This is a genomic window from Snodgrassella sp. ESL0304 (assembly GCF_013344995.1).
Lineage (GTDB): Bacteria > Pseudomonadota > Gammaproteobacteria > Burkholderiales > Neisseriaceae > Snodgrassella > Snodgrassella alvi.
The window spans coordinates 369,626-392,070 of record NZ_JAAEDR010000012.1; the positions used below are offsets into that span (position 1 = coordinate 369,626).

20 protein-coding genes are annotated in these 22,445 nt (G+C 41.6%); 12 read left to right on the forward strand and 8 right to left on the reverse strand.

All coding sequences use genetic code 11. The features are described from left to right. Positions 1-18 precede the first annotated feature (18 nt). From gatB to gatC, 3 genes are all read right to left on the reverse strand, one after another. Positions 19-1,461: an Asp-tRNA(Asn)/Glu-tRNA(Gln) amidotransferase subunit GatB gene (gene gatB, locus GYX91_RS05275; RefSeq protein ID WP_255454431.1), complete on the reverse strand. Its 1,443-nt coding sequence runs from the start codon at positions 1,459-1,461 to the stop codon at positions 19-21. 15 nt (positions 1,462-1,476) lie between these two features. Beyond that, on the reverse strand, positions 1,477-2,934 hold the full coding sequence (gene gatA, locus GYX91_RS05280) for an Asp-tRNA(Asn)/Glu-tRNA(Gln) amidotransferase subunit GatA (protein WP_174830117.1): 1,458 nt from the start codon (positions 2,932-2,934) through the stop codon (positions 1,477-1,479). Between the two features lie 90 nt (positions 2,935-3,024). Further along, a complete protein-coding gene (gatC, locus tag GYX91_RS05285; protein WP_084551919.1) occupies positions 3,025-3,312 on the reverse strand; it encodes an Asp-tRNA(Asn)/Glu-tRNA(Gln) amidotransferase subunit GatC in 288 nt (95 codons plus the stop codon). Positions 3,313-3,502: 190 nt separating this feature from the next. On the opposite strand from gatC, the gene GYX91_RS05290 reads away from it, so the two are divergent. Genes GYX91_RS05290 through rodA form a run of 5 tightly spaced genes read left to right on the forward strand, consistent with a single transcriptional unit; the run spans position 3,503 to position 9,104 of the window. Next, positions 3,503-4,540 (forward strand): rod shape-determining protein, encoded by a 1,038-nt coding sequence (locus GYX91_RS05290; RefSeq protein ID WP_025330699.1) that lies wholly within the window; start codon positions 3,503-3,505, stop codon positions 4,538-4,540. Positions 4,541-4,572: 32 nt separating this feature from the next. After that, complete coding sequence (gene mreC / locus GYX91_RS05295) at positions 4,573-5,463, forward strand: rod shape-determining protein MreC (RefSeq protein ID WP_174830118.1); 891 nt, start codon at positions 4,573-4,575, stop codon at positions 5,461-5,463. Further along, a complete protein-coding gene (gene mreD / locus GYX91_RS05300) occupies positions 5,456-5,953 on the forward strand; it encodes a rod shape-determining protein MreD (RefSeq protein ID WP_174830119.1) in 498 nt (165 codons plus the stop codon). The genes mreC and mreD overlap by 8 nt, the downstream gene beginning before the upstream one ends. Continuing rightward, entirely contained in the window at positions 5,950-7,989 is a 2,040-nt protein-coding gene (mrdA, locus tag GYX91_RS05305) for a penicillin-binding protein 2 (RefSeq protein WP_078475591.1), read from the forward strand. Before mreD ends, mrdA begins: the two co-directional genes overlap by 4 nt. A gap of 8 nt (positions 7,990-7,997) precedes the next feature. Next, positions 7,998-9,104, forward strand: a complete 1,107-nt coding sequence (rodA, locus tag GYX91_RS05310; protein WP_174830120.1) for a rod shape-determining protein RodA — start codon at positions 7,998-8,000, stop codon at positions 9,102-9,104. A gap of 138 nt (positions 9,105-9,242) precedes the next feature. Here rodA and clpP read toward each other — a convergent pair whose 3' ends face one another. The 4 genes from clpP to GYX91_RS05330 form a co-directional block, all read right to left on the reverse strand. Beyond that, the gene (clpP, locus tag GYX91_RS05315) at positions 9,243-9,854 is read right to left on the reverse strand and encodes an ATP-dependent Clp endopeptidase proteolytic subunit ClpP (RefSeq protein ID WP_025330704.1); all 612 of its coding nucleotides are present in this window, start codon (positions 9,852-9,854) and stop codon (positions 9,243-9,245) included. 85 nt (positions 9,855-9,939) lie between these two features. Then, positions 9,940-11,259 (reverse strand): trigger factor, encoded by a 1,320-nt coding sequence (gene tig, locus GYX91_RS05320; RefSeq protein ID WP_174830121.1) that lies wholly within the window; start codon positions 11,257-11,259, stop codon positions 9,940-9,942. 174 nt (positions 11,260-11,433) lie between these two features. After that, positions 11,434-12,300, reverse strand: coding sequence for a DUF1853 family protein (locus GYX91_RS05325; protein WP_174830122.1), 867 nt, complete (start codon positions 12,298-12,300; stop codon positions 11,434-11,436). A 44-nt stretch (positions 12,301-12,344) separates the two neighbouring features. Beyond that, entirely contained in the window at positions 12,345-13,157 is an 813-nt protein-coding gene (locus GYX91_RS05330; protein WP_037395203.1) for an RNA methyltransferase, read from the reverse strand. 225 nt (positions 13,158-13,382) lie between these two features. Here GYX91_RS05330 and GYX91_RS05335 point away from each other — a divergent pair, with 225 nt between their 5' ends. The 7 genes from GYX91_RS05335 (at position 13,383) to GYX91_RS05365 (ending at position 21,408) form a co-directional block, all read left to right on the forward strand. Then, the gene (locus tag GYX91_RS05335) at positions 13,383-14,174 is read left to right on the forward strand and encodes an inositol monophosphatase family protein (RefSeq protein WP_174830123.1); all 792 of its coding nucleotides are present in this window, start codon (positions 13,383-13,385) and stop codon (positions 14,172-14,174) included. 80 nt (positions 14,175-14,254) lie between these two features. Continuing rightward, complete coding sequence (locus GYX91_RS05340; protein WP_174830124.1) at positions 14,255-14,710, forward strand: copper chaperone PCu(A)C; 456 nt, start codon at positions 14,255-14,257, stop codon at positions 14,708-14,710. A gap of 266 nt (positions 14,711-14,976) precedes the next feature. Further along, positions 14,977-17,106 carry an AsmA family protein gene (locus GYX91_RS05345; protein WP_174830125.1) on the forward strand — a complete coding sequence of 710 codons (2,130 nt, stop codon included), beginning with the start codon at positions 14,977-14,979 and terminating at the stop codon, positions 17,104-17,106. Continuing rightward, entirely contained in the window at positions 17,103-18,683 is a 1,581-nt protein-coding gene (mnmC, locus tag GYX91_RS05350; RefSeq protein ID WP_110414210.1) for an FAD-dependent 5-carboxymethylaminomethyl-2-thiouridine(34) oxidoreductase MnmC, read from the forward strand. Before GYX91_RS05345 ends, mnmC begins: the two co-directional genes overlap by 4 nt. 191 nt (positions 18,684-18,874) lie before the next feature. Then, complete coding sequence (locus GYX91_RS05355) at positions 18,875-19,603, forward strand: metal ABC transporter ATP-binding protein (protein ID WP_110414493.1); 729 nt, start codon at positions 18,875-18,877, stop codon at positions 19,601-19,603. Between the two features lie 5 nt (positions 19,604-19,608). Further along, on the forward strand, positions 19,609-20,484 hold the full coding sequence (locus GYX91_RS05360; RefSeq protein WP_078475598.1) for a metal ABC transporter permease: 876 nt from the start codon (positions 19,609-19,611) through the stop codon (positions 20,482-20,484). A 36-nt stretch (positions 20,485-20,520) separates the two neighbouring features. Continuing rightward, the gene (locus GYX91_RS05365; protein ID WP_110414211.1) at positions 20,521-21,408 is read left to right on the forward strand and encodes a metal ABC transporter substrate-binding protein; all 888 of its coding nucleotides are present in this window, start codon (positions 20,521-20,523) and stop codon (positions 21,406-21,408) included. Between the two features lie 43 nt (positions 21,409-21,451). On the opposite strand, the gene GYX91_RS05370 is transcribed toward GYX91_RS05365, so the two are convergent. Then, entirely contained in the window at positions 21,452-22,303 is an 852-nt protein-coding gene (locus GYX91_RS05370) for a ferritin-like domain-containing protein (RefSeq protein ID WP_174830126.1), read from the reverse strand. Positions 22,304-22,445: the final 142 nt, after the last annotated feature.

Here is a 22,445-nt window from a genome sequence, read left to right on the forward strand (position 1 = left end):
GTTTGAACCTTATCTTGCTTATGCCAGTTTGCTATGCAGTAAAGACTGAACTTGTTGAGGGTTAGCTTTACCGCGAGAAGCTTTCATTACCTGCCCTACAAGAGCGTTAAATGCTTTTTCCTTACCGGATTTGAATTCTTCTACAGATTTCTGATTATTAGCGAGTACTTCATCAATAATTTTTTCGAGGGCACCAGTATCCGTCATCTGTTTCAAGCCATCACGTTCAATAATGGCATCAGCAGTAAGATCACTGTTCCACATGGCTTCAAATACCTGCTTAGCCAGTTTATTGCTTAAAGTATTATCTGCAATTCTACTTGTTAAACCAGCAAGACGTTCAGCACTAATCGGGCTTTCAGAAATATCTATTCCGGCTTTATTCAGAGCAGCTGCAAGTTCTCCAAGCATCCAGTTAGCAACCAGTTTACCGTGACCATGAAGTTTTGCGGCCTGTTCAAACCAGTTTGCCTGTATATGATTGCTAGTTAATAATCGTGCATCATAATCAGAAATACCATATTGATCGATAAAACGGCCGGCCATCTCTTTAGGTAGTTCAGGCATGCCTGCTTTGGCTGCATCCAGCATGGCATCGGTAATGATCACTGGTAATAAATCAGGGTCAGGAAAATAACGATAATCATGAGCATCTTCTTTACTGCGCATGGCGCGAGTTTCACCCTTGTTCGGATCAAACAAACGTGTTTGCTGAATGACTTTACCGCCGTCTTCAATTAATTCAATTTGCCGTTCCACTTCATAATTAATGGCTTGTTCCAGAAAGCGGAATGAGTTCAGATTTTTAATTTCACAACGGGTACCAAACTCAGCATGTCCTTTCAGGCGTACTGAAACATTGGCATCAATACGGAAAGAACCTTCTGCCATATTACCGTCACATATGCCTAACCAGGTTACCAGGCTATGCATTGTTTTAGCATAAGCAACAGCATCTGCTGCTGAACGCATTTCCGGTTCTGACACGACTTCCAGTAACGGTGTACCAGCCCGGTTTAAATCAATTCCGGTATAGTGTTCAAATTCATCATGGATGGATTTACCGGCATCTTCTTCCATATGAGCTCTGGTAACATTAATAGTTTTAACTTCATTACCAACCACGATTTCAAGTTTTCCGTGCTCAACTATCGGCAAATCAAGCTGACTAATCTGATAACCTTTAGGCAAGTCCGGATAAAAGTAGTTTTTCCGGTCAAAAACATTTTTCCGGTTAATATTCGCACCTAAAGCCAATCCAAGTTTAATGGCTTTGTTCACTACATCACGATTCATTACTGGTAAGGCGCCAGGCAGTGCGCAATCCACAACATTGGCCTGAGCATTGGGTGCTGCGCCAAATGCAGTAGATGATCCACTAAAAATTTTGGAACGCGTGTTTAACTGAACGTGGATTTCCAGACCGATTACTGTTTCCCAATTCATTCTGTCTTCTTTCAATTCGTATACTGGCAATTATTGTACAAATGGAGTTCTGGTATGCCAGTCACTATGTTGCTGAATCTGGTGTGCAATACCTAGCAGACGGCTTTCTGCGAAATAATTACCGATAAGCTGAGCGCCTACGGGTAATCCGCTTGTGGTAAATCCTGCCGGCAGAGAAATACCCGGTAAACCGGCAAGATTTAAAGAAACGGTGTAAATATCAGAAAGATACATTTCAACAGGATCACTATTATGGCTTTCTAATAATGGTGCTGCAGTAGGCGCAACCGGAGCCAGAATAATATCGCACTGTTTTAATGCTGCCTGGAAATCGTTTGCAACCATTCTGCGTAATTTTTGTGCTTTCAGGTAGTAAGCATCATAGTAACCGTGAGATAAAACATAAGTGCCTATCATAATGCGGCGTTTTACTTCAGACCCGAAACCTTCGGCACGGGTATTACTGTACATCTCATCCAGATTACCGAATTCAGCAGCGCGATGTCCATAACGAACACCGTCGTAGCGTGACAGGTTTGTACTGGCTTCTGCTGAAGCCAGTACATAATAGGCAGGAATGGATAGTTCTGTATGTGGTAAAGAAATATCTACAATTTCCGCACCCAGTTTTTTGAGTACTTCTACAACACGATCAATTGATGCATGTACTTGTGCGTCCAGACCTTCGCCAAAAAATTCGCGCGGCAGACCTACTTTTAAACCTTGTAATGATTGATTTAAATCGCGGGTATAGTCCTCTTTATTTCGCTCAATACTGGTAGAGTCCCGCTCATCAAAACTCGCCATACTATTCATTAACAAGGCGCAATCTTCTGCTGTCTGAGCCATTGGTCCGGCCTGATCAAAACTGGAAGCATAAGCAACCATACCGAAACGGCTAACTACACCATAGGTGGGTTTCAGACCAGTAATACCACAGTGTGAGGCAGGCTGGCGAATGGAACCGCCAGTATCTGAACCCAGCGCAACCGGTGCTAGCCGCGCAGCCACGGCTGCTGCTGAACCGCCAGAGGAACCACCCGGAACATGATTAAGCTTCCACGGATTGTGAGTTATACCATAGTAAGAAGACTCAGTTGTTGAACCCATGGCAAATTCATCCATATTGGTTCTGCCTAGGGTTACCATACCTGCATCAAGCAAATTCTGAACTACTGTTGCTGTATAAGGTGCAGTAAAAGTATCCAGCATTTTGCTGGAACAGGCACTGCGCCATCCCTGCTGGCAGAATATATCTTTATAGGCTATGGGTACACCGGTTAATACATTTGCTGAACCCTGCGCCAAACGTGTGTCAGCTGCCTTAGCTTCAGCAATAGTGCGTTCTTTATCCAGTGTTATATAGGCATTAAGACTGGCATTTTCACTTTCAATTGCAGCCAGATACTCCTGCGCCAATTCGACAGCTGAAGCCTGTTTTGATTGCAGTAAGTCACTGCACTGTTTTAATGTATAATTTTTTGGCATAGTGGTTATATAACTTTCAGGCAACACTGTCTGTAGTTACCTGCAATAAATTTAAATATGAATGAACAAGTCATTATGGTAAGGGTTGAGTTATTCAATAACCTTAGGCACAAGATATAAACCCCTGTCTACCAGCGGTGCACATGATTGGATTGCATGATGCTCGTCTTTTTCAGTAACTGCATCGTCGCGTAAACGCAAGGCCAGTTCATGCGGATGTGCCATCGGTTCAATCCCGTCAGTATTGACTTCCTGCATTTTTTCGACCAGATCGAATACATGGTTCAGCTCTGTCAGCATGTTATTTCGCTCTGCTTCTGAAAGACTCAAGCGAGAGAGGCGTGCGAGCTTATCTACATCACTTAATGTTAAAGCCATCAAAAATCCTTAAATTTGATTTAGCAAAACGGGCAAACTGCGGTATCATTGCGCGTTCTGATTCGGTTGTTACATAATATAGAATTATAACCGAAAACCCTATTCTTTGGCGTACTGATTTGCTGAGTACAGTGCGCCGCAAAACTGCTTTTGCCATACTTATAATTTAAAAGTTCATTAGGACATCCTCATGTTTCGCTTTTTTTCCAAATATTTATCCAATGATCTGGCTATTGATCTTGGTACCGCCAACACTTTGATTTTTATTAAAAATAAGGGTATTGTTTTAAACGAGCCGTCTGTGGTAGCCGTGCAAAATGACACCATAAATGCTAAAAACGGCATGCTGGCTGTGGGAACAGCAGCAAAGAAAATGCTGGGGCGTACGCCGGGAAGCATTCAGGCAATACGACCTATGAAAGATGGTGTGATTGCTGACTTTAATGTCACTGAAAAAATGCTCAAGCAATTTATCAAAAAGGTAAACAACAGCCGGTTTACAGCTCCCCGAATCGTTATTTGTGTTCCATGCGGTTCAACTCAGGTAGAACGTAAAGCTATTCGTGATTCAGCTCTGGCAGCCGGCGCATCGATTGTAAATCTGATTGAAGAGCCTATGGCAGCAGCAATTGGTGCTGGTTTGCCTATTGAAGAACCAACAGGCTCAATGGTCGTGGATATTGGTGGCGGAACAACTGAAGTTGGTGTGATTTCTTTATCTGGTGTGGTTTATTCTCACTCAATCCGCGTAGGTGGTGATGCATTTGATGATGCCATTATTAACTATGTGCGCCGCAATTATGGCATGCTAATTGGTGAATCTACTGCTGAAGAAATTAAGAAAAATATCGGTTCTGCTTTCCCCGGTATGGAAGTAAAAGAAATTGAAGTAAAAGGCCGCAATCTGGCAGAAGGTATTCCTCGTGCTTTTACAATCAGTTCGAATGAAGTTTTGGAAGCGCTGACTGAACCACTTAATCAGATTGTACAGGCAGTTAAAAATGCTTTGGAGCAGACTCCCCCAGAGCTGGGTGCGGATATTGCCGACCGTGGTTTGGTGTTAACCGGAGGCGGCGCTTTGCTTAAAGGTTTGGATCGTTTGCTTTCTGAGGAAACCGGCTTGCCTGTTATGATTGCAGAAGACCCGCTGACATGTGTTGCACGGGGTTCTGGTCATGCATTGGATATGATTGGTAAAATGAACTCTGTATTTGTATCCAATCCGTAAATGCAGCACTGTTTATCAGACATAAGATAATAATGGCAGAGCCTTCACTCAATTTTGTACACAATGGTCTGCGCAGTACCAGTAAACTGGTTGTACTGTCACTGTTAGCAGTTGTATTGCTGTTGCTTGATAACCGGTATGATGTGGTTAAAATTAGCCGCAATTATATCGGTACCGCATTATATCCTTTACAATGGCTGGCTATGCAGCCGGTTAATGCTGTATCTAATGGTATGGTGTTTCTTGAAAAGCAGCAGAATCTGAGCGATGAAAACAAATTGTTGAAGGCTCAAAATGCGCAGCTTAAATTACAAATTAGTCAGCGTGACGTACAGTTAAAGTCAGTAATCAGTCTTGATCATCTGACTCAGCTTCAAAAAGCAGCATTACCTCAGGCGCAGGTTGCACAGATTGTATCAAGTGATACTAATCCGCTGACTGACCGCTTCATTATAGATAAAGGCAGTCATCATCAAATTCGACAGGGTGATGCCGTAAGTGATGAACATGGTCTGATTGGTCAGATTACAGCTGTTCAGCCATTGAGTTCTGAAGTGACACTAATTACAAATAGTAATGCAGTTATTCCGGCGATGGTAATGCGTACCGGAGTACGCACACTGGTTTATGGCCGTTCAGGTAGTTTGGATCTGCGTTACTTTCCGGCTAATGCCAGCCTGTTACGTAATGATTTACTGGTTACTTCAGGCATGGATAGTATTTATCCTGCCGGGATACCTATTGCCACTGTCATACAAGCGCAGAGTGGTAATGGTTCACCCTATTACCGGACACAGATTGAACCTGTAGCGCAACTACGCAATAGTAATTTTGTACTGGTTATCCCGCAAAAGCATGCGCAGATAGTTGATCATTATGCTGATGCAAAAGCCACTAATACCTTATCCATCAATCATGACTGAAGTTGACAGCTTGCACCGCCATACCAGAAAAAGGCTTATTGTATTAAGCTTAGTAATTGCATTATTTCTGGATCTGATCCCGTTTCCCCAGCCTCTGGCTGCCTGCCTGCCTGCATTAACAGCTATGATGACATTGTATTGGAGCTTGCACCGACCACAAAATATTGGTATCGGTATGGCTTTTGTATTAGGACTGCTCTTGGATGTGGGAATTGGTACTCCGTTCGGACAGCACGCATTAGGTTTGATGGCAGCTGTCTATCTGATTGAACAAAACAGACATCAGATGCTCGGCTATTCATATACTTATCAGGCTCTGACTATTTTCGGGAGTCTGATGCTAATGACTTTGATTTTAGTGGTTGTACACTTCTTTTCGACCCATCATTTTAGTGGCTGGAATCTGTTTGTTTCACCATTTATCAGTGCTCTGCTCTGGCCTCTTTTATCTAAATTCATGCTTTATCTCGCCTATTCAAGACGTCTATGAAAGCACTGCAATTCCGAACTAAAAAAAAGCGTGTATCTAAACCTGCGCAAAATGGCGATCTAGGTTTACGGATTGCAGTAGCCTTTGCTTTGATTATTATTTGTTTTTCTATGCTGATTGCCAGGTTTGTATACTTGCAGGTAATCAAATATGATGAATATGTCATTGCTGCTACCAATAATCGTATCTCATTAATTCCTACGCCACCCATTCGTGGAGAAATAGTTGATGTTAATGGTGTGGTACTGGCACATAACTATCCGGCTTATTCTCTTGAGATAACTCCTAATCAGATACCGGGTAAACTCGAAGATACAATTAATGCCTTGCGCAACTATGTGGACATTACCCCCAGCGATATGAAGCGGTTTAATAAATTTCGTGCAGAATACCGTTCTTATGAAAAAGTACCTTTAAAACTTAAGTTAACAATGGAAGAAGCCAGCCGTCTGGCGGCTGAACTTTATCGCTTTCCGGGTGTTGAAATTAATGCGCGAACATTTCGCGACTATCCTTATGGCGAATTACTTGCTCACATCGTAGGCTATATCGGTCGTATCAGTGATCGCGATATGGCAGCTCTCGACAAAGCTGAACTGACGACACTGTATCGTGGTAGTACTCATATAGGAAAAATGGGGCTGGAAGAATACTATGAACGGCAATTACATGGTATTCCGGGTTATCGTGAAGTTGAGAAGGATGCGCAGGGACATATTGTTCGTACTATTAAAACAGTGCCGGCAGTGCCCGGACAAACGCTTCGCCTGGGACTCGATATCCGTGTACAGCAAGAAGCAGACCGGTTGATGGGTGATAAACGTGGTGCTTTAGTTGCTATTAATCCGCAAACGGGTGCGATACTGGCCATGGTATCCAAACCCAGCTATAACCCGAATCTGTTTATTGACGGAATCGATACTGATACGTGGAAAAGTCTGAATGAAGACTGGCGTCACCCGCTTTTAAATCGTGCGACTCAGGGTATGTATCCTCCCGGATCTACATTTAAGCCTTTTCTGGCAATGGCTGCTTTGGAAAGTGGCAAACTGACTCAGAGTACAGTTTTACCTGCTCCGGGGTTTTGGAGTATTCCCGGATCAACTCATCAGTTCAGGGATGCTGCGCGAGGTGGTCATGGATCAGCCAATCTGAATAAAGCTATTCAGGTTTCGTCAGATACATTTTTTTACCGTCTGGGCTATGAAATGGGGGTGGATCGTATGTCACCTTATTTAGCTGAGTTTAATCTTGGTAAGCAGACTGGTATTGATATAAATCATGAATATGCTGGTGTATTGCCAACACGCGCTTGGAAAGAAAAAAGATTTGCCCGCTCTAAACCTCAGGCACGCGTATGGCAGCCGGCTGATAGTGTGAGCATGGCCATCGGTCAGGGCTATAATGCGTATACTCCTCTGCAGATGGCTTTTGCTACAGCAATTCTCAGTAATGATGGTGTTGTTTACCGCCCTCATTTGGTTCAGGCATTACTTGACCATAATTCGAAAAAAATGACTTTAATCGATCCGCAACCGGTTAGAACTGTTCCTTTCAAACGTGGCAATTTTGAATATGTTAAAGATGCTATGCAAAAAGTATTAAAACCGGGTGGTACGGCTGCGGCAGTGGGTTCGGGTCTTGCTTATACTATGGGCGGCAAAACCGGTACAGCTCAGGTGGTGCAGATTAAACAAGGTGCACGTTATAATGCGGCAGCATTAAAAGTACAGCTGAGAGACCATGCATGGTTTATTGCATTTGCGCCTGCAGATAAGCCACAGATAGCGATTGCAGTTATTCTTGAAAACAATGGTTGGGGTGCTACAGCGGCTCCTCTGGCTCGTCAATTAGCTGATTTTTATCTTTTGAAATTAAAAAATCTCCCTAGTGCAAAAGAAGCAACTAATTCTGCTGATTTACCGGTGAATGATTTATCCAATAATGCCATGATGGATGCAAAACAACATAATGAGCATAGTCAGACTGACCTACCTCCGTTATTGCGTGCTTATCGTCCTCAACCAGGTCTGTGAGATAAACTATGATCAATGAACAAAAATGGTTTAAACGTCTCTGGATCAAACTCTGGGCACCGATGGATGTATGGCTTTTTTATGCCATGTTGATTATTTATGTAATGAGTTTATTTTTGCTTTATTCTGCCGATGGTCAGGATTTTGGTCAGCTTGAAAATAAAACCCTGCATACTATTCTAAGTTTTATTTTACTATGGGTTATTGCACGTACTCCTCCTCAGATATTAAGTAATTTTGCTTTACCTACATATTGTTTGGGGATTTTGCTATTAATTGGGGTACATTTTGCCGGAATTACGGTAAATGGTTCCACACGATGGCTGAATGTTGGTGTAGCCCGTATTCAGCCTTCAGAAATTATGAAAATTGCTGTCCCGATGCTGATTGCATGGTACTTTCAGAAAAATGAAAGTAATATTCGCTGGTATCATTATATTATTGCTTTCGTACTGATATTCATTCCGGTAGCACTGATTTTAAAACAGCCGGACTTGGGAACCGCTACTCTGATTATGGCTTCAGGTCTGTTCGTGATATTTTTTGCCGGTTTACCGTGGAAAGTCATCATTTCAGCAGTTATTGGTTTCGTTGCTATGCTGCCATTGATCTGGAATTACGGTATGCATGATTATCAGCGTATGCGTGTATTGACTTTACTGGATCCAACTAAAGACCGACTGGGTGCCGGATACCATATTCTCCAATCCATGACAGCAATTGGTTCTGGCGGAATATGGGGCAAAGGATGGTTAGAAGGTTCGCAAACTCATTTAGATTATATTCCTGAATCAACTACAGACTTCATTTTTGCAGTGTTTGGAGAAGAGTTTGGCCTGATAGGAAATATTTTACTGGTAACCGTATATACGTTTATTCTTGTGCGCGGCCTTTATATAACCTTTAAAGCGCCCACTTTATATTGCCGAACCCTGGCCGGAGCATTAACCATGACCCTTTTTTGCTATGCATTTGTAAATATGGGTATGGTTAGCGGGATATTACCTGTGGTAGGAGTGCCTTTGCCATTGGTAAGCTATGGTGGTACAGCTACTTTATCAGTAATGGTAATCTTAGCTATGCTGATGGGTATAAGCAATCAGCGTAAACAATAATATTCTATTTATTTATTCAAGATAAAAATAATGTTAGCATACATGTTATAAATACTACAATAAAAAACGAAACCTTGTTCGAAGGTTTCGTTTTTTATTGTAGTAGATATACTATCTAAATGTCTGCTTCTAAAAATTCTATTTAGGCCTGTGGACTAGTACTTCATCAATCAAACCATATTTTTTCGCTTCTTCGGCTGACATGAAATTATCACGATCGGTATCTTTTTCAATCTGTTCAAGCTTTTGTCCGGTATGACGGGCAAGGTGCTCGTTTAATTGTTTTTTCAGTTTAAGTAACTCACGTGCGTGGATCTCAATGTCTGAGGCCTGACCACCTAATCCGCCACTGATAAGCGGCTGGTGAATCATAACGCGACTATTAGGCAGGGCAAAACGTTTACCTTTAGCCCCTGCAGAAAGTAAAAAAGCACCCATACTGGCAGCCTGTCCCAGACACAAAGTTGCTACATCAGGCTTAATAAAATTCATCGTATCAAAAATTGACATGCCTGCTGTAACTGAACCACCCGGAGAGTTAATGTAAAGAGAAATATCCTTGTCAGGATTTTCACTTTCCAGAAATAATAACTGGGCAACCACCAGATTGGCAGTTTCATCGGTAACCGGTCCTACCATAAAAATAATGCGCTCTTTAAGCAGGCGTGAATAAATGTCGTATGCACGTTCTCCGCGGCCGCTCTGCTCTACTACCATAGGTACCAGACCCAGATTTTCAATATGTGACATATTTTTTCCTCAGTTGAAATAAAAGCACCTAAGCAGCTTTGCAACTACTTCGGTGCTTGGTCATATCAGATTATGTATTTTAGATTCAGGCTTGGGCCTGCTGACCCATTACTTCATCAAAAGTCAGTACTTTATCAGTCACTTTTGCTTTGCCTAATACATAATCAACTACATTCTGCTCAATGGCTAATGAAGTAGGTGCCTGAAGATTTTTTCTGTCGTTGTAGTACCAGTCGATAACTTCCTGAGGATCTTCATAGCTATCAGCAAATTCATTAATAACGTTACGCACCTGCTCTTCTGTTGGCTCAAGCTTTTCTTCACGAACCAATTCACCCATAATCAGGCTGATGGTAACACGACGACTAGCCTGTTCGTTAAACATGTCCAGAGGTAATTCCAGATCTTTCTGATCCATACCTTGAGCAGCAAAATTTTCTTTCATTCTTGCTGCCATGCTTTTAGCTTCTTCTGTAATCAGTGAGGAAGGTACTTCAATCGGTGTTGCAGCCAGTAATGCATTAATTGCACTGTCTTTAGTCATTTCGCTAACGCGACGGTTTACTTCACGGCTGACATTTTTTTTAATTTCAGCACGCATTTTTTCGACATCACCGTCTTCAATACCAAGTGACTTGGCAAATTCTTCATTTACTTCCGGCAGAACTGCTTCAGAAACGTTTTTCAGAGTAATAGTGAAATTTGCAGTTTTTCCTGCCAGCTCTTTGCTTTGGTAATCTTCCGGAAAAGTAACGGCAACTTCTTTTACGTCATCTTCTTTCATGCCAGCAATACCTGCTTCAAAATCCGGCAGCATCTGGCCTTTGCCCAGCATAAACGGATAATTTTCAGCAGTACCACCAGCAAAGGCCTCACCGTCAATTTTGCCGGCAAAGTCAATAATAACCCGATCACCTTCACGTGCCTCACGTTCAACATGATTAAAACGGGTACGCTGCTGGCGCAGAATATCAACAGTTTTATCTATTTCTGCATCACCGATTTCAGTGCTGAACTTCGTTACTTCCTGATTACTTAAATCACCGACTTTGATTTCTGGAAATTCTTCAAATACTACGGCAATTTTATAAACTTTTTCATCATCCTGATCGGCATCTTCCAAAGCAGTCAGGCTTTTCAGACCAGCAACTTTTAGTTTTTCAGCTACAATGATATCTTCAAATGCTTTATGGGTCATTTCGTTCAATACTTCGTCACGAATACCATAGCCGTACATAGAGTCGATTATTCTCAGCGGTGCTTTACCGGGACGAAAGCCATCAACACGGGCACGTTTCTGTGCTACTTTCATGCGTGCGTTGACTTTTGCTCTGATGTCTTCCCAGTTCAGAGCCAAAATGATTTTACGCTCTAAATTATCTAATTTTTCTACTGTTACGCTCATCGTAAACCCTTAGATGTCAGTTGATCTGGTTTTGGTTTCATTTGTCTTAAGCTACTGCTTTTGGGCTGTACGCACACGGGCATTTACTCATGCAGACAAAAATTAAATGGCAAGTGTACCATAAGCCCTTACAAAAACCTATGTACTGATAAAAACACTTGCCGCTGTTCAGGTTTAGTTGTTTTTACAATTTGTTTTCATTATACGCTGCACTTCATGCCAGCAGCCGTCTGCACGCACTTCAACCACTACAACCATACCCTGGCGGATTTGCTTAATCTGATTGAAGGTAACTATAGCATTACTACTGATGCGTGCAGGAGACAGAAAAGATAAATGGTCAAGTACGTAAAAACGACTATTTTCTGAGCATTTAAATTCATCCCAGTTTTCTACATAATACCCTTGCCAGCTCAAAGAATTTAATGGTGCTGGCAATTGTTGCTGTGGTTCAGGCATAAACAGCATACCGCGAATAATGCTGGCATGTTGCAATTGCTCATGTTCCAAAGATAAATCTTTCAGGATATTTTCAGCAGCAGGCTCCGTGCTTAACCTGAGCTGCTGCTGGATTTTATGCATTTTATTAATAAGCTGGTCAGTCGGATTCAGACCGGTAAAGTTTTCAAGTTGATTTGACCGGCTGCCATAATATTTAGTTGCTAACTCCAGATGGTAAATACTTTCATTTAACTGTACGATAAAATCGAAAGCCCCCAATGTTTGCTGATTATGCTGAACCTGCACATTATGTGCAATCAGTCTGCTGTGCGGAGCATGTAAAAACCAATACCTGAGTAAACGTTCTGCATAAATGCCCAGGCGGCTCTGATATCCGCCATGTTTTTTCAGAAATAAATACAGGCTTTCAGGCTGCTCATCCAGAGAAAGTAAAAATCGGAATCCTTCATCTCCCAATAGTACTGAAACTGGTATCTCGGCAGATGATATCCATGGAGGTGGTGCCGTTAACAGACTGGCCAGATCGCGTACGATCGTTTTTTTTAAACGCCACCAAATCGGATCTGAAGAATAATTCATACTGGCACCCTTTTCTTTTGCAGACAAATATTTACAATATAATACTAATTTTGATTTTTTTGTAATTGCTGACTAACAGTATTGTAGAATCCGCGCAAGACATCGATATCTTCTGTGCTTAACTGTGCACGGTCGAACATTGCAGCCATGCGTCGCATCAGCCTTTTTTCATTGCGCCGGTTAAAGAAGCCGGCCAAATTCATTACCTGTTGTAAATGTTCTACCATACCGCTTGTTTGCTGATGAGTAGCCAGATTCTGTTCTTGTTTTAGATGTGTCATGCTGATATCAACATGGCTGAACAATTCATAACATATAATTTGCACCGCCTGGGCCAGATTAAGAGAAAAATAATCCGGATTACCATTAATAGTAATCAGACGATTGCAACTTTGAACTTCATCTATACTTAATCCAAAAGTTTCATTTCCAAATACCAGTGCTATTTGCTGACCTGTACCGGCTGCCGAAATTAATGAGGGCATGATTTCCCGCGGGGTATGTAGCGGAGCGGACAACTCACGCCGCCGGCTGGTTAAGGCGCAAGATAAAGTAGTATCTGCAAGAGCATCATCCAGTGTAGCGACAATCCGTGCATTTTCCAGTACATCACGAGCACCTGAGGCCAGGATAAAGCTTTCTTCAGGTAATACAAATGCAGCTGGATTGGCATAATCGAACTTAGCAGGGTCAGATGTCATTGGCGTCTGCATCAAATTCGGTGCAACAAGAGTAAGTCTGGTTAAACCCATTGTTTTCATGGCTCTTGCTGCAGATCCGATATTGGCAGGATGACTGGTTCGGCTAAGTACAATAGTAATGTTGTTGAGAAAATCCGGTAGAACAGGTTTATTCATATCAGTGATTAATACAGAAATCTGCTGAATGCAGAAATTCTGCGTATTATAGCAAAATCAGGCCTCTCAATCTGCTATGAGAGCATAATTTTGGCAAAAACACTTTTTGTCGTATAATTGGCAATATTCTGTTTATATTGCCGCAGCGTTTCTATGCGGCATTTGTTCTTTAAAATACCCATTGTATATCTGTTTTAGCTTTTAAGCCCTATCTCGAGAATTAGCATGAATCCTATATTAACTACTGCGTGGAAAGCAGCACGCAAAGCCGGTCAAATGATGCATCGCGCCAGCAGCAATTTAAACAACATTAAAATTGATAACAAAGCTGCTAATGATTTTGTTTCAGATGTAGACCGTGAGGCTGAGCATATTATTGTTAACACTATTCAGGAAGTCTATCCTCATCATGCTGTTTTGAGTGAAGAGGCTGGTCATTTAGGTAATACTAATGCGGAATATCAATGGATTATTGATCCGCTGGACGGGACAACCAATTATTTACACGGACATAAACAGTACGCTATTTCTATGGCTTTGCTGCATAAAGGTACTTTAGCCGAAGCACTGGTTTATGCACCGGAACAGAATGATTTATATGTTGCCAGCCGGGGTCAGGGCGCTTTGCTTAATGATAAGCGTATTCGGGTTAGCAATCGAAGTGACTTATTGCGCAGCCTGATAGCCACAGGTTTTCCAGTTGTTGATCAAAGCATGATGGATACCTATCTGGCAATTTTAAAAGACGTACTGGCTAAAACAGCCGGTGGTCGCAGAGAAGGTTCAGCTGCTCTGGATTTATGTAATGTTGCCTGCGGCAGAGTTGACGGATATTTTGAGTTTAACCTGAAACCCTGGGATATTGCTGGTGGTGCTCTGATTGTGCAGGAAGCTGGTGGTATTGTTACTGATATGCATGGTGAACAAACTTGGTTGGATAGTGGGGATATTGTTGCTGCAAATCCCAAAATTCTTGCCCAGCTTTTACAAATTATTGCTCCGCATTTAGCTGTATAATGTTTTTTATGGCAACTTGCTCCGGTTAAGGTCATACGGGTACAACAAATTTTATATCTGCTTTTATAAAGATGATAATTATGAAAAAAATTTTGTTTTCGACTTTATTGGCTTCATATGCAGGTTTGGTATTGGCACAAGGTATTGCTGCTAATCATGCATGGGCACGGTTCAGTGTGCCGGGAATGTCTTCCAGTGGTGTATTTATGGATTTGGATAATCATTCAGGTAAAGATGATGTTTTACTGAGTGTATCCAGCCCGGTGGCTATGTCTGGTGAAGTGCATGAAACAACCGAAATAGATGGCGTTATGAAAATGCGCCCTTTACCGCAAGGTCTGCCCTTGCCTGCCGGTAAGGTGACGCAGCTTCAACCGGGAAAAATGCATATTATGTTAATGGGCTTAAAAAAGCCCTTAGTAAAAGGGACAACAATTCCGGTGCGTTTAACTTTTCGTTATGCCAAACCGTTAATGCTTAATGTTCCTGTCAGTGTCGGTTCTTCTGGTTCAGATAATCATCATATGCATCATTAGATTTGCAGCCAGTCTGTTAAACAGGCTGGCATTTATCTTTATCTTACAATCACTGGTCTTTCAATAGATTCGTTTACTTAATTGACTAAGCTGATTGTTGGCTTCTAATTTAATCAGTAGGATATTTTTATTTTATTGATTGAATTTGTTTTATTTAAAAAATATATTTTGTTTCTTTGTTCTGATGATAAATCAGAACAAAGTTTTTGAGAATAATCCAATTTTAATTCAATATGATTTCCTTATTGCATTCAGGCAAATTCTGGTTGAAGCTGATCGTATTCAGCTGCCTGAGCATTATCCTTTTGCTGGCCATTGATATAGCCGTTTTGCATTATTTATTTAATGCAGAAGAAATTAATAAACGGGTAAATGCCATGATGGCAAATAGTGGCCATCAGGTTGTTTTTGACCAGGATATAAACCGTGCTATGTTTCCACGCCCTACAGTTATTTTGCACAATGTACGTATTAAAAATAAATTCAGCAAAGCAGACGATATTCATATTGATGATATGAAAATTGGTTTAGGTTGGCAAAGTTTGTTCGGTCGCATGACAATTGAAAAATTACAGCTTACAAATGCACACGTTAATCTTGTTAGAGATAGTCAGGGGCAATGGAATCTGAGCGATTTATGGGAACAACAACATAAAAATAATCAATTGAAAATTAATCGCTTTATTTTGGAAAATGCCAGCTTCCGCATCAATGACGGACAAAATATTCAGAAAATTAATCAGCTAAATTTACAATGGCATAATCTTGGTAATAACAGTTTGCTTAAACTGGGTGGGACGCTCAGCGGCCAATACATGCAGACTATGCAATGTCAGCTAAGTGCTGTTTATCGTCCTGATGCAGTTATGCAGTGGCAGGATGTCAATCTGGAAGTAAAAACTAACTTACCTTCTTTGGGTGATAGTAACGGACAATGGCATTTTGATGCGCGCTGGCTGCCTCAGCAGCAGCTTTTTCAGACAACTGCTGTCCAATGGCAATGGCACAGTCAGCATAATCAGTTGCATATTTCAGGTAATGGCCAGAACTGGCAACTTGGTTGGGCTAAACTCTTATTACCTCAATTAAATGGTGTGGCTACCGCACAAATTGGTGATAATGAGATTAATGCAACTTTATCAGCCAGTAATACTAGCTGGATACAGAATCAATGGTCTTTATCACAGTTTCAGATTGATAGCGGCTGGCAAAGCCATTTATATCAAACGGCTTTAACCGTGAGCGGTCAGTTAAACTGGCTGGATATGCGACATTGGAAAATTAGTAATTTATCGGTTAACAGCCATCAGGATACTGTTAATGCTCTGCCCAATTCGCGGTTTATCAGTGATCTGACTGGCAGCCTTCATGGAGATGACAACGGAAATGCACAGTTAGTATTACAAGGTCTGTTCGATAATCAGCCTGTGGATATTAATTTAAATTACCAAAGTGATAAAAATTCAGGAAAAGTGCATGGAAATATTCATCTTGTTCAGCTAAATCTGCGCCCGTATACAGATAATACTACCGGTATACTTCCGTCTGACTGGCAAAAGTTGTGGCAAAACTGGTTTAAAAACCGTTCTGTTAATATCCTGCTTAATATCGATTCTTTGCAGACACATAAAGTGCAGCTGAATCAACTGAAAACCAATCTTTCAATTGATGTGCATAATTTTACACTGCAACCATTCAGTATTCAGATGTATGGCGGAAACACTCAGGGAATGTTACAGATTAGTAATGCCAATCCTTTGAGCTGGAAAATTCAGCAACATGTAAATAACGTGCAGATTAAATCTTTTCTTCAGGATACATTTGGCTGGCATAACCTTGATGGAACTGCAGATGCCGATTTTGAGTTACATGGTAATGGAATGAACCGTAATCAATGGCTGTCGACTCTGACTGGTAATGCTAAATTACAAATCCATCAGGGTTTCTGGAATGGGATTGATATCAATAATATTCTGCAAAACGGTGAAAATCAGACTACCGTTGCTTACAATGAAACCAGCCAAACACCATTCCGTATTATTAAGCTGTTTATTCCGGTAGAGAACGGTAATAGTAAAAACGGACGAATAGAATTGCATGCTGATAACTTTGATATTAAAGGTATGGGTAGTGTTAAATGGTTACAGCAGCAAATGGATTATAATGTGCTGATTGCTACCCGGCGTGCCCAGCAGCAAAATTTACTGCCATTACGCATTAATGGCACTTTTAGCCGCCCTTCCTTTACTATTGATTATCAGAAACTGACTGCCGGTTTACACACTTCGCAACAAAAACAGGACAGTTTGCGACAAACATTACAGCAGCAATGGTTATGGCTTAATCAGGGAGCCAGTTCTTCTTCTGAAACTCATACCTCTGCTCGTCAGCCATGAGCGTTTATACTTTCCACGGGTGGCCGAAGCCAGATGAACTGGCTGAGAAGATAGGCAGTGATGAGCAGGCAGAAATCATAATAATTGCACAAGACTGGCCTGAGTCTTTAACTGCACAATCACCTGCTGGCCAGATTATTGTACAGCTCTGGCTTGAAGCCAGGATATTCTGGCAGCACCAACCGGTATTTAGTTATCCATTTCGTCATGCAGGAAAATTTATTCTTATTCAGCCGCATGTATATGAACAATGGGTTCAGCTTAATCCCGGTCTAGCCTGTACAAGTACGACGCCCGTATATTCTGAATTCAGATATAAACCATGGCTTACTTTGCCGGACTTATTACCGGTTAAATCCGTGGTGGTGATTGGCGCAGGTATTGCCGGAGCTGCCACTGCTTTTGCTCTGGCAAAGCGTGGTATAGCAGTAACAGTCATAGAACAGCATACAATTGCCAGCGCAGCCTCAGGCAATCATCTTGGTCTGTTATACGCAAAAATTTCGGCGCATGCTACAGTTCAGACTGAGCTACTACTAGCTAGCTATGGCTACAGCCGGGCACTGCTCAGCAACTGTTTGCCTGCCGGCCAGGGCTGGCTGGATTGCGGTGTTATCCATCTGAATTACAATTCAAAAGAACAGCAACGTAATATGCTGCTGGCTAATCAAAATCCGCAAAGTAAATTATTTCATGCGGTTACACAGGAAGAAGCCAGTCAGATTGCCGGTATAGATTTGCCGCATAGTGGTTTATGGTGGCCTTATGGCGCTGCAATTAATCCTCTCAGCTGGATTCAGAATATGCTCAGGCACCCGCTGATTCAGGTATTAACAACAACGAAAGTAAATGCTATTTGCCGGCAAAAAGATTTATGGCAGATAGATTGTCAGAATCAGCTTGAGGCATTTTCACTTAATGCATCACATATTGTCATTTGTGCCGGAGCCGAAAGTAATTTTTTGTATCCGGTAGCCGGATGGCCGCTTCATAAAATACGTGGTCAAACAACTACTGCCAGTATAAAACAGAAGGCTGTACAGCCACACTGCGCATTGAGTGCAAATAGTTATATTACCCCGCAATGGCGTGATAAATTGTGTTTTGGTGCTACCTTTCATCCCAATCAAACCAATGATGATTTAACCAGTGAAGACGAAAAAGAAAATTGGCAGCAATTACGCCAATGGATGCCGCATCTTGCAGCTAACTTAGATTCTGATAACCCTTTGCAGGGACATGCAGCCATACGCTGTGATGCTTATGATCATTTACCGGTTGTCGGACCAATCGGCGATACATCTGCTATGTTCAAGTATTATGCGCAGTTACGTATGGATAAAAACTACCCGCTTACTCAGCCCTGTCCATGGCTGCCGGGAGCATTTATCAATACCGCTCATGGCAGCCGTGGATTGATTACTGCTCCGCTATGCGCTGAAGCTATAGCTGCATCTATTCTTGGTTTGCCCTCTCCTTTATCGGTACGCTTACAGCAGGCTTTACATCCGAATCGTTTACCCATCAGGATGCTCACTCATCACCAATCATTCACATTTGCTGAACAGACTAAGTAACATTTTGCATATATATAATGTTATAAGGTATCATTTATGTAATGTTATATAGTAACATTCTTGATTAAAATTGCTTATTAAAGGCTCAGTATGTTTTCACTCTTGCTTTGCGGAGCAATAAAACGTCTGTCATGGGTAAGCCTGATTCTGGTTTTACTCTGGTTAATGTATGCATGGGCGGTGTGCGGATCATGAGTATTCAGCTTTTAAATGTTACTGTGAGCTACAGACATCGACCTGCTATTCATCATATCAATATTGATTTTAATAAGAATGAGATGTGGGCTATATTTGGTCCGAACGGAGCGGGTAAATCAACTTTGCTTAAAGCCATTATGCATCTTGTTCGCCCTGATAGCGGGCAAATTAGCTGGGGAAAATTGCAGCGTTCCGATATTGCTTATCTGCCTCAGCAGTCGGATATTGATCGTAGCCAGCCGATGAGTGTATTTGAACTGGTAGCAATGGGTTTATGGTATGAAACCGGTTTTTTTGCCAGTATATCTAAAACCATGTATCAGCGAATTTTTAATGTACTTAACCAGGTAGGGATGTTGCAATATAAAGACCGCAGTATTGCTCAGCTTTCCAACGGCCAGTTTCAACGTGTATTGCTGGCGCGTATGCTGATTCAGAATGCAAGCGTATTATTATTGGATGAACCATTTAATGCTGTCGATGCGTCAACCACATTTGCTTTACTGGATATACTCAAGACATATCAGCAGCAACAAAAATGTACTGTTATTACCGTTTTGCACGATTATGAACAAGTACAAGCCTATTTTTCCAATACGCTATTAATTGCTCGTGAAAAAATTGCAGCAGGTAAAACAGATAAAGTCATAACAGAAAATAATCTGCAAAAGGCAGCGGCAGCTATGCAGCAATATGAACAAAACCAGTGGTGTGACAGGTAAAACTGATGAATATTGTCCATTTACTTACAGAACCTTTTGCTGATTACGATTTTATGCGTTATGCACTCTGCTCTATTGTATTTCTTGCTTTGGGGACGGCACCGGTAGGGGTTTTTCTGATGATGCGCCGCATGAGTCTGGTTGGTGATGCTTTAGGCCATGCAATTTTACCGGGTGCTGCTGCTGGTTATATGATTGCCGGTCTCAGTCTGCCCGCAATGAGTTTAGGCGGCTTTATTGCCGGTTTACTGATGGCTTTACTGGCCGGTCTGGCCAGCCGCTTTGCCGATGTACGTGAAGATGCCAGCTTTGCAGCTTTTTTTCTTACCTGTCTGGCTTTAGGCGTGGTATTGGTCAGTCGTGGTGGTAATAGCGTCGATTTACTGAATTTATTATTCGGCTCAATTTTATCGGTTGATCGCGCAGCCTTAACTTTGGTTGCGGTAGTCAGCAGTATAACCATGCTGGTACTGGCTGTTATTTACCGGCCGCTGATGCTGGAAAGTATCGATCCGCTGTTTCTGCGTGCCGTAAACGGAAAAGGGACACTCTGGCATATTATCTTTTTAATACTTGTCGTTTTGAATCTGGTAGCTGGTTTTCAGGCCTTAGGCACCCTGATGTCTGTAGGCTTGATGATGTTACCGGCTATCAGTGCAAGGCTATGGCATAAAACGATGGGAGGCATGATGACGATTGCTGCCGGTATTGCCATAGTATGCGGATTTATCGGATTACTGCTTTCTTACTATATAGATCTGCCTTCAGGTCCGGCAATTATTTTGTGCTGTGGTTTTGTTTATATTCTGTCTTTATTTATTGGTTGTGAAAACGGTATTTTATGGCGGTTATATAAACGTCACCGTCATCATATTGCCTGAAAAATTTTCAGTAAACTCATTCTAGGATATTAGTTGATGAAACGTGGTTTGTTTATCTGTCTGTTAACTTTATTTCTGACTGGTTTTGCCAGCATAATTCATGCAGCACCATTACCGGTAATCACAAGCTTTAGTATTCTGGGAGATGTTACACGGCAAATCGGCGGTGAACGAGTACAGGTACGAAACCTGATTGGTACCGATCAGGATGCACATATGTATCAGTTAGTAAGTAAAGATTTACGTGACATGCGTACTGCTAAACTGATTTTGCTTAATGGACTGGGGCTTGAACCTCTTGCTTTGCAACGTGCAGCTCAGCAAAGCCGAGTACCGATGTTTACTGTTACTCAGAATATTAAACCGTTAATGCTGGCTGATGATGGTCACGGACATCATCAGCATACCGATCCGCATGTCTGGAATGACCCTGTTCTCATGCAAATATATGCACGCAACATTGCTAATGCTCTGATTAGTGTGGATCCGCAAGGTAAAGCCTATTATCAGCAGCGTCTGACTGCATATCAGCAACAACTTGCCGGATTGAATAACTGGGCAAGCAAAATGTTTAATGCAGTGCCTGCAGAAAAACGAAAAGTGTTAACCGGACATGATGCTTTTGGTTATATGGCAAAACGTTACCGGATTGAATTTATTGCGCCACAAGGTATGAGCACCGAAGCAGAGCCTTCTGCCCGTCAGGTTGCCGCTATTATCAGCCAGATCCGGCGTGATCATATTAAAGCTATATTTATGGAAAACATAAAAAATCCGAAGATGGTTCAGCGTATTGCCAGCGAGACTCAAACCAAAATATCTGGTCGTCTTTATTCTGATGCACTGAGCAAAGCTGCTCCGGCAGCTACATACATTGATATGTTCCGTTATAATGTAAATGCTTTATGCAATGCGATGAAATAAATTTACAGATAAGCATATAGTGAGAGCTGGCTATATGCTGTTTTTAATTTTGTAAAGCCTGCCGCCAGTTATGTATATCTGTCTGGCGGTTTTGCTCAAAATTTTCCAGCATTTCCAGTTCAAAACTGGAAAAACCGGCTCGTTCCCGTGCTTCCAGATTAACATAGCCGCGAAAAATAAATAAATCATAACGACTGAGTAAGCGACGAAATAATGTCAGTGGCTCAAGTCCGCGCTGTTTACATAAATACTGATACCAGTAATTTCCCGCACGTACATGCCCTACTTCTTCCCGATAGATAATATCCAATACAGCACAAGTTTCATCATCCCCTTTTTGAGCAATTTTCTTACGCATTCCCGGTGTTACATCCAACCCTCGTGCTTCCAGTACTCTGGGTACTAAAGCCATACGCAGTAATGGATCAAATGCAGTTTTATAAGCCATATCCCATAAATGATTATGAGCAGAAAAATCACCATAATCATATCCGGTTGCTTGCAAACGATGACGCATAAGCTGAAAGTGTTTTGCTTCTTCAGCAGCAATCCGTACCCAGTCACGTGTGAACTCTTCCGGTAATAATCTGAATCGGTAGGCTGCGTCTAAAGCCAGATTGATTGCATTAAATTCAATATGACAAACTGCATGCAACAAAGCTGCATAACCTTCTATAGTAGTTAAATTTCTGTTTGTAACTCTGGAGGGAGGCACTAACTCAGGTTTCGGTGGATGTCCGGCCAGACGAAAATCTTTTATTTCACCTGTTTCATCCCTTCTCAGACTATTCGCAGGTGTATCTGAGCACAGTTGCTGTGCAGTTAAACTTAGCGTACATTTTTCCTCAGGCTGGCAACTCAACAAAGCAGATTCGAGTAATAAGACAATAGACATATATAGAAGTTACGTTATGGCAAAATTATGATTGAGTATACATGTCCTGTCGCTGCTAAATAAACCGCGATTTAATATGATTTAACAATTTAATGGTTTTAATCAGCTATTATGAATTACAATATCAATTTATTAATATATA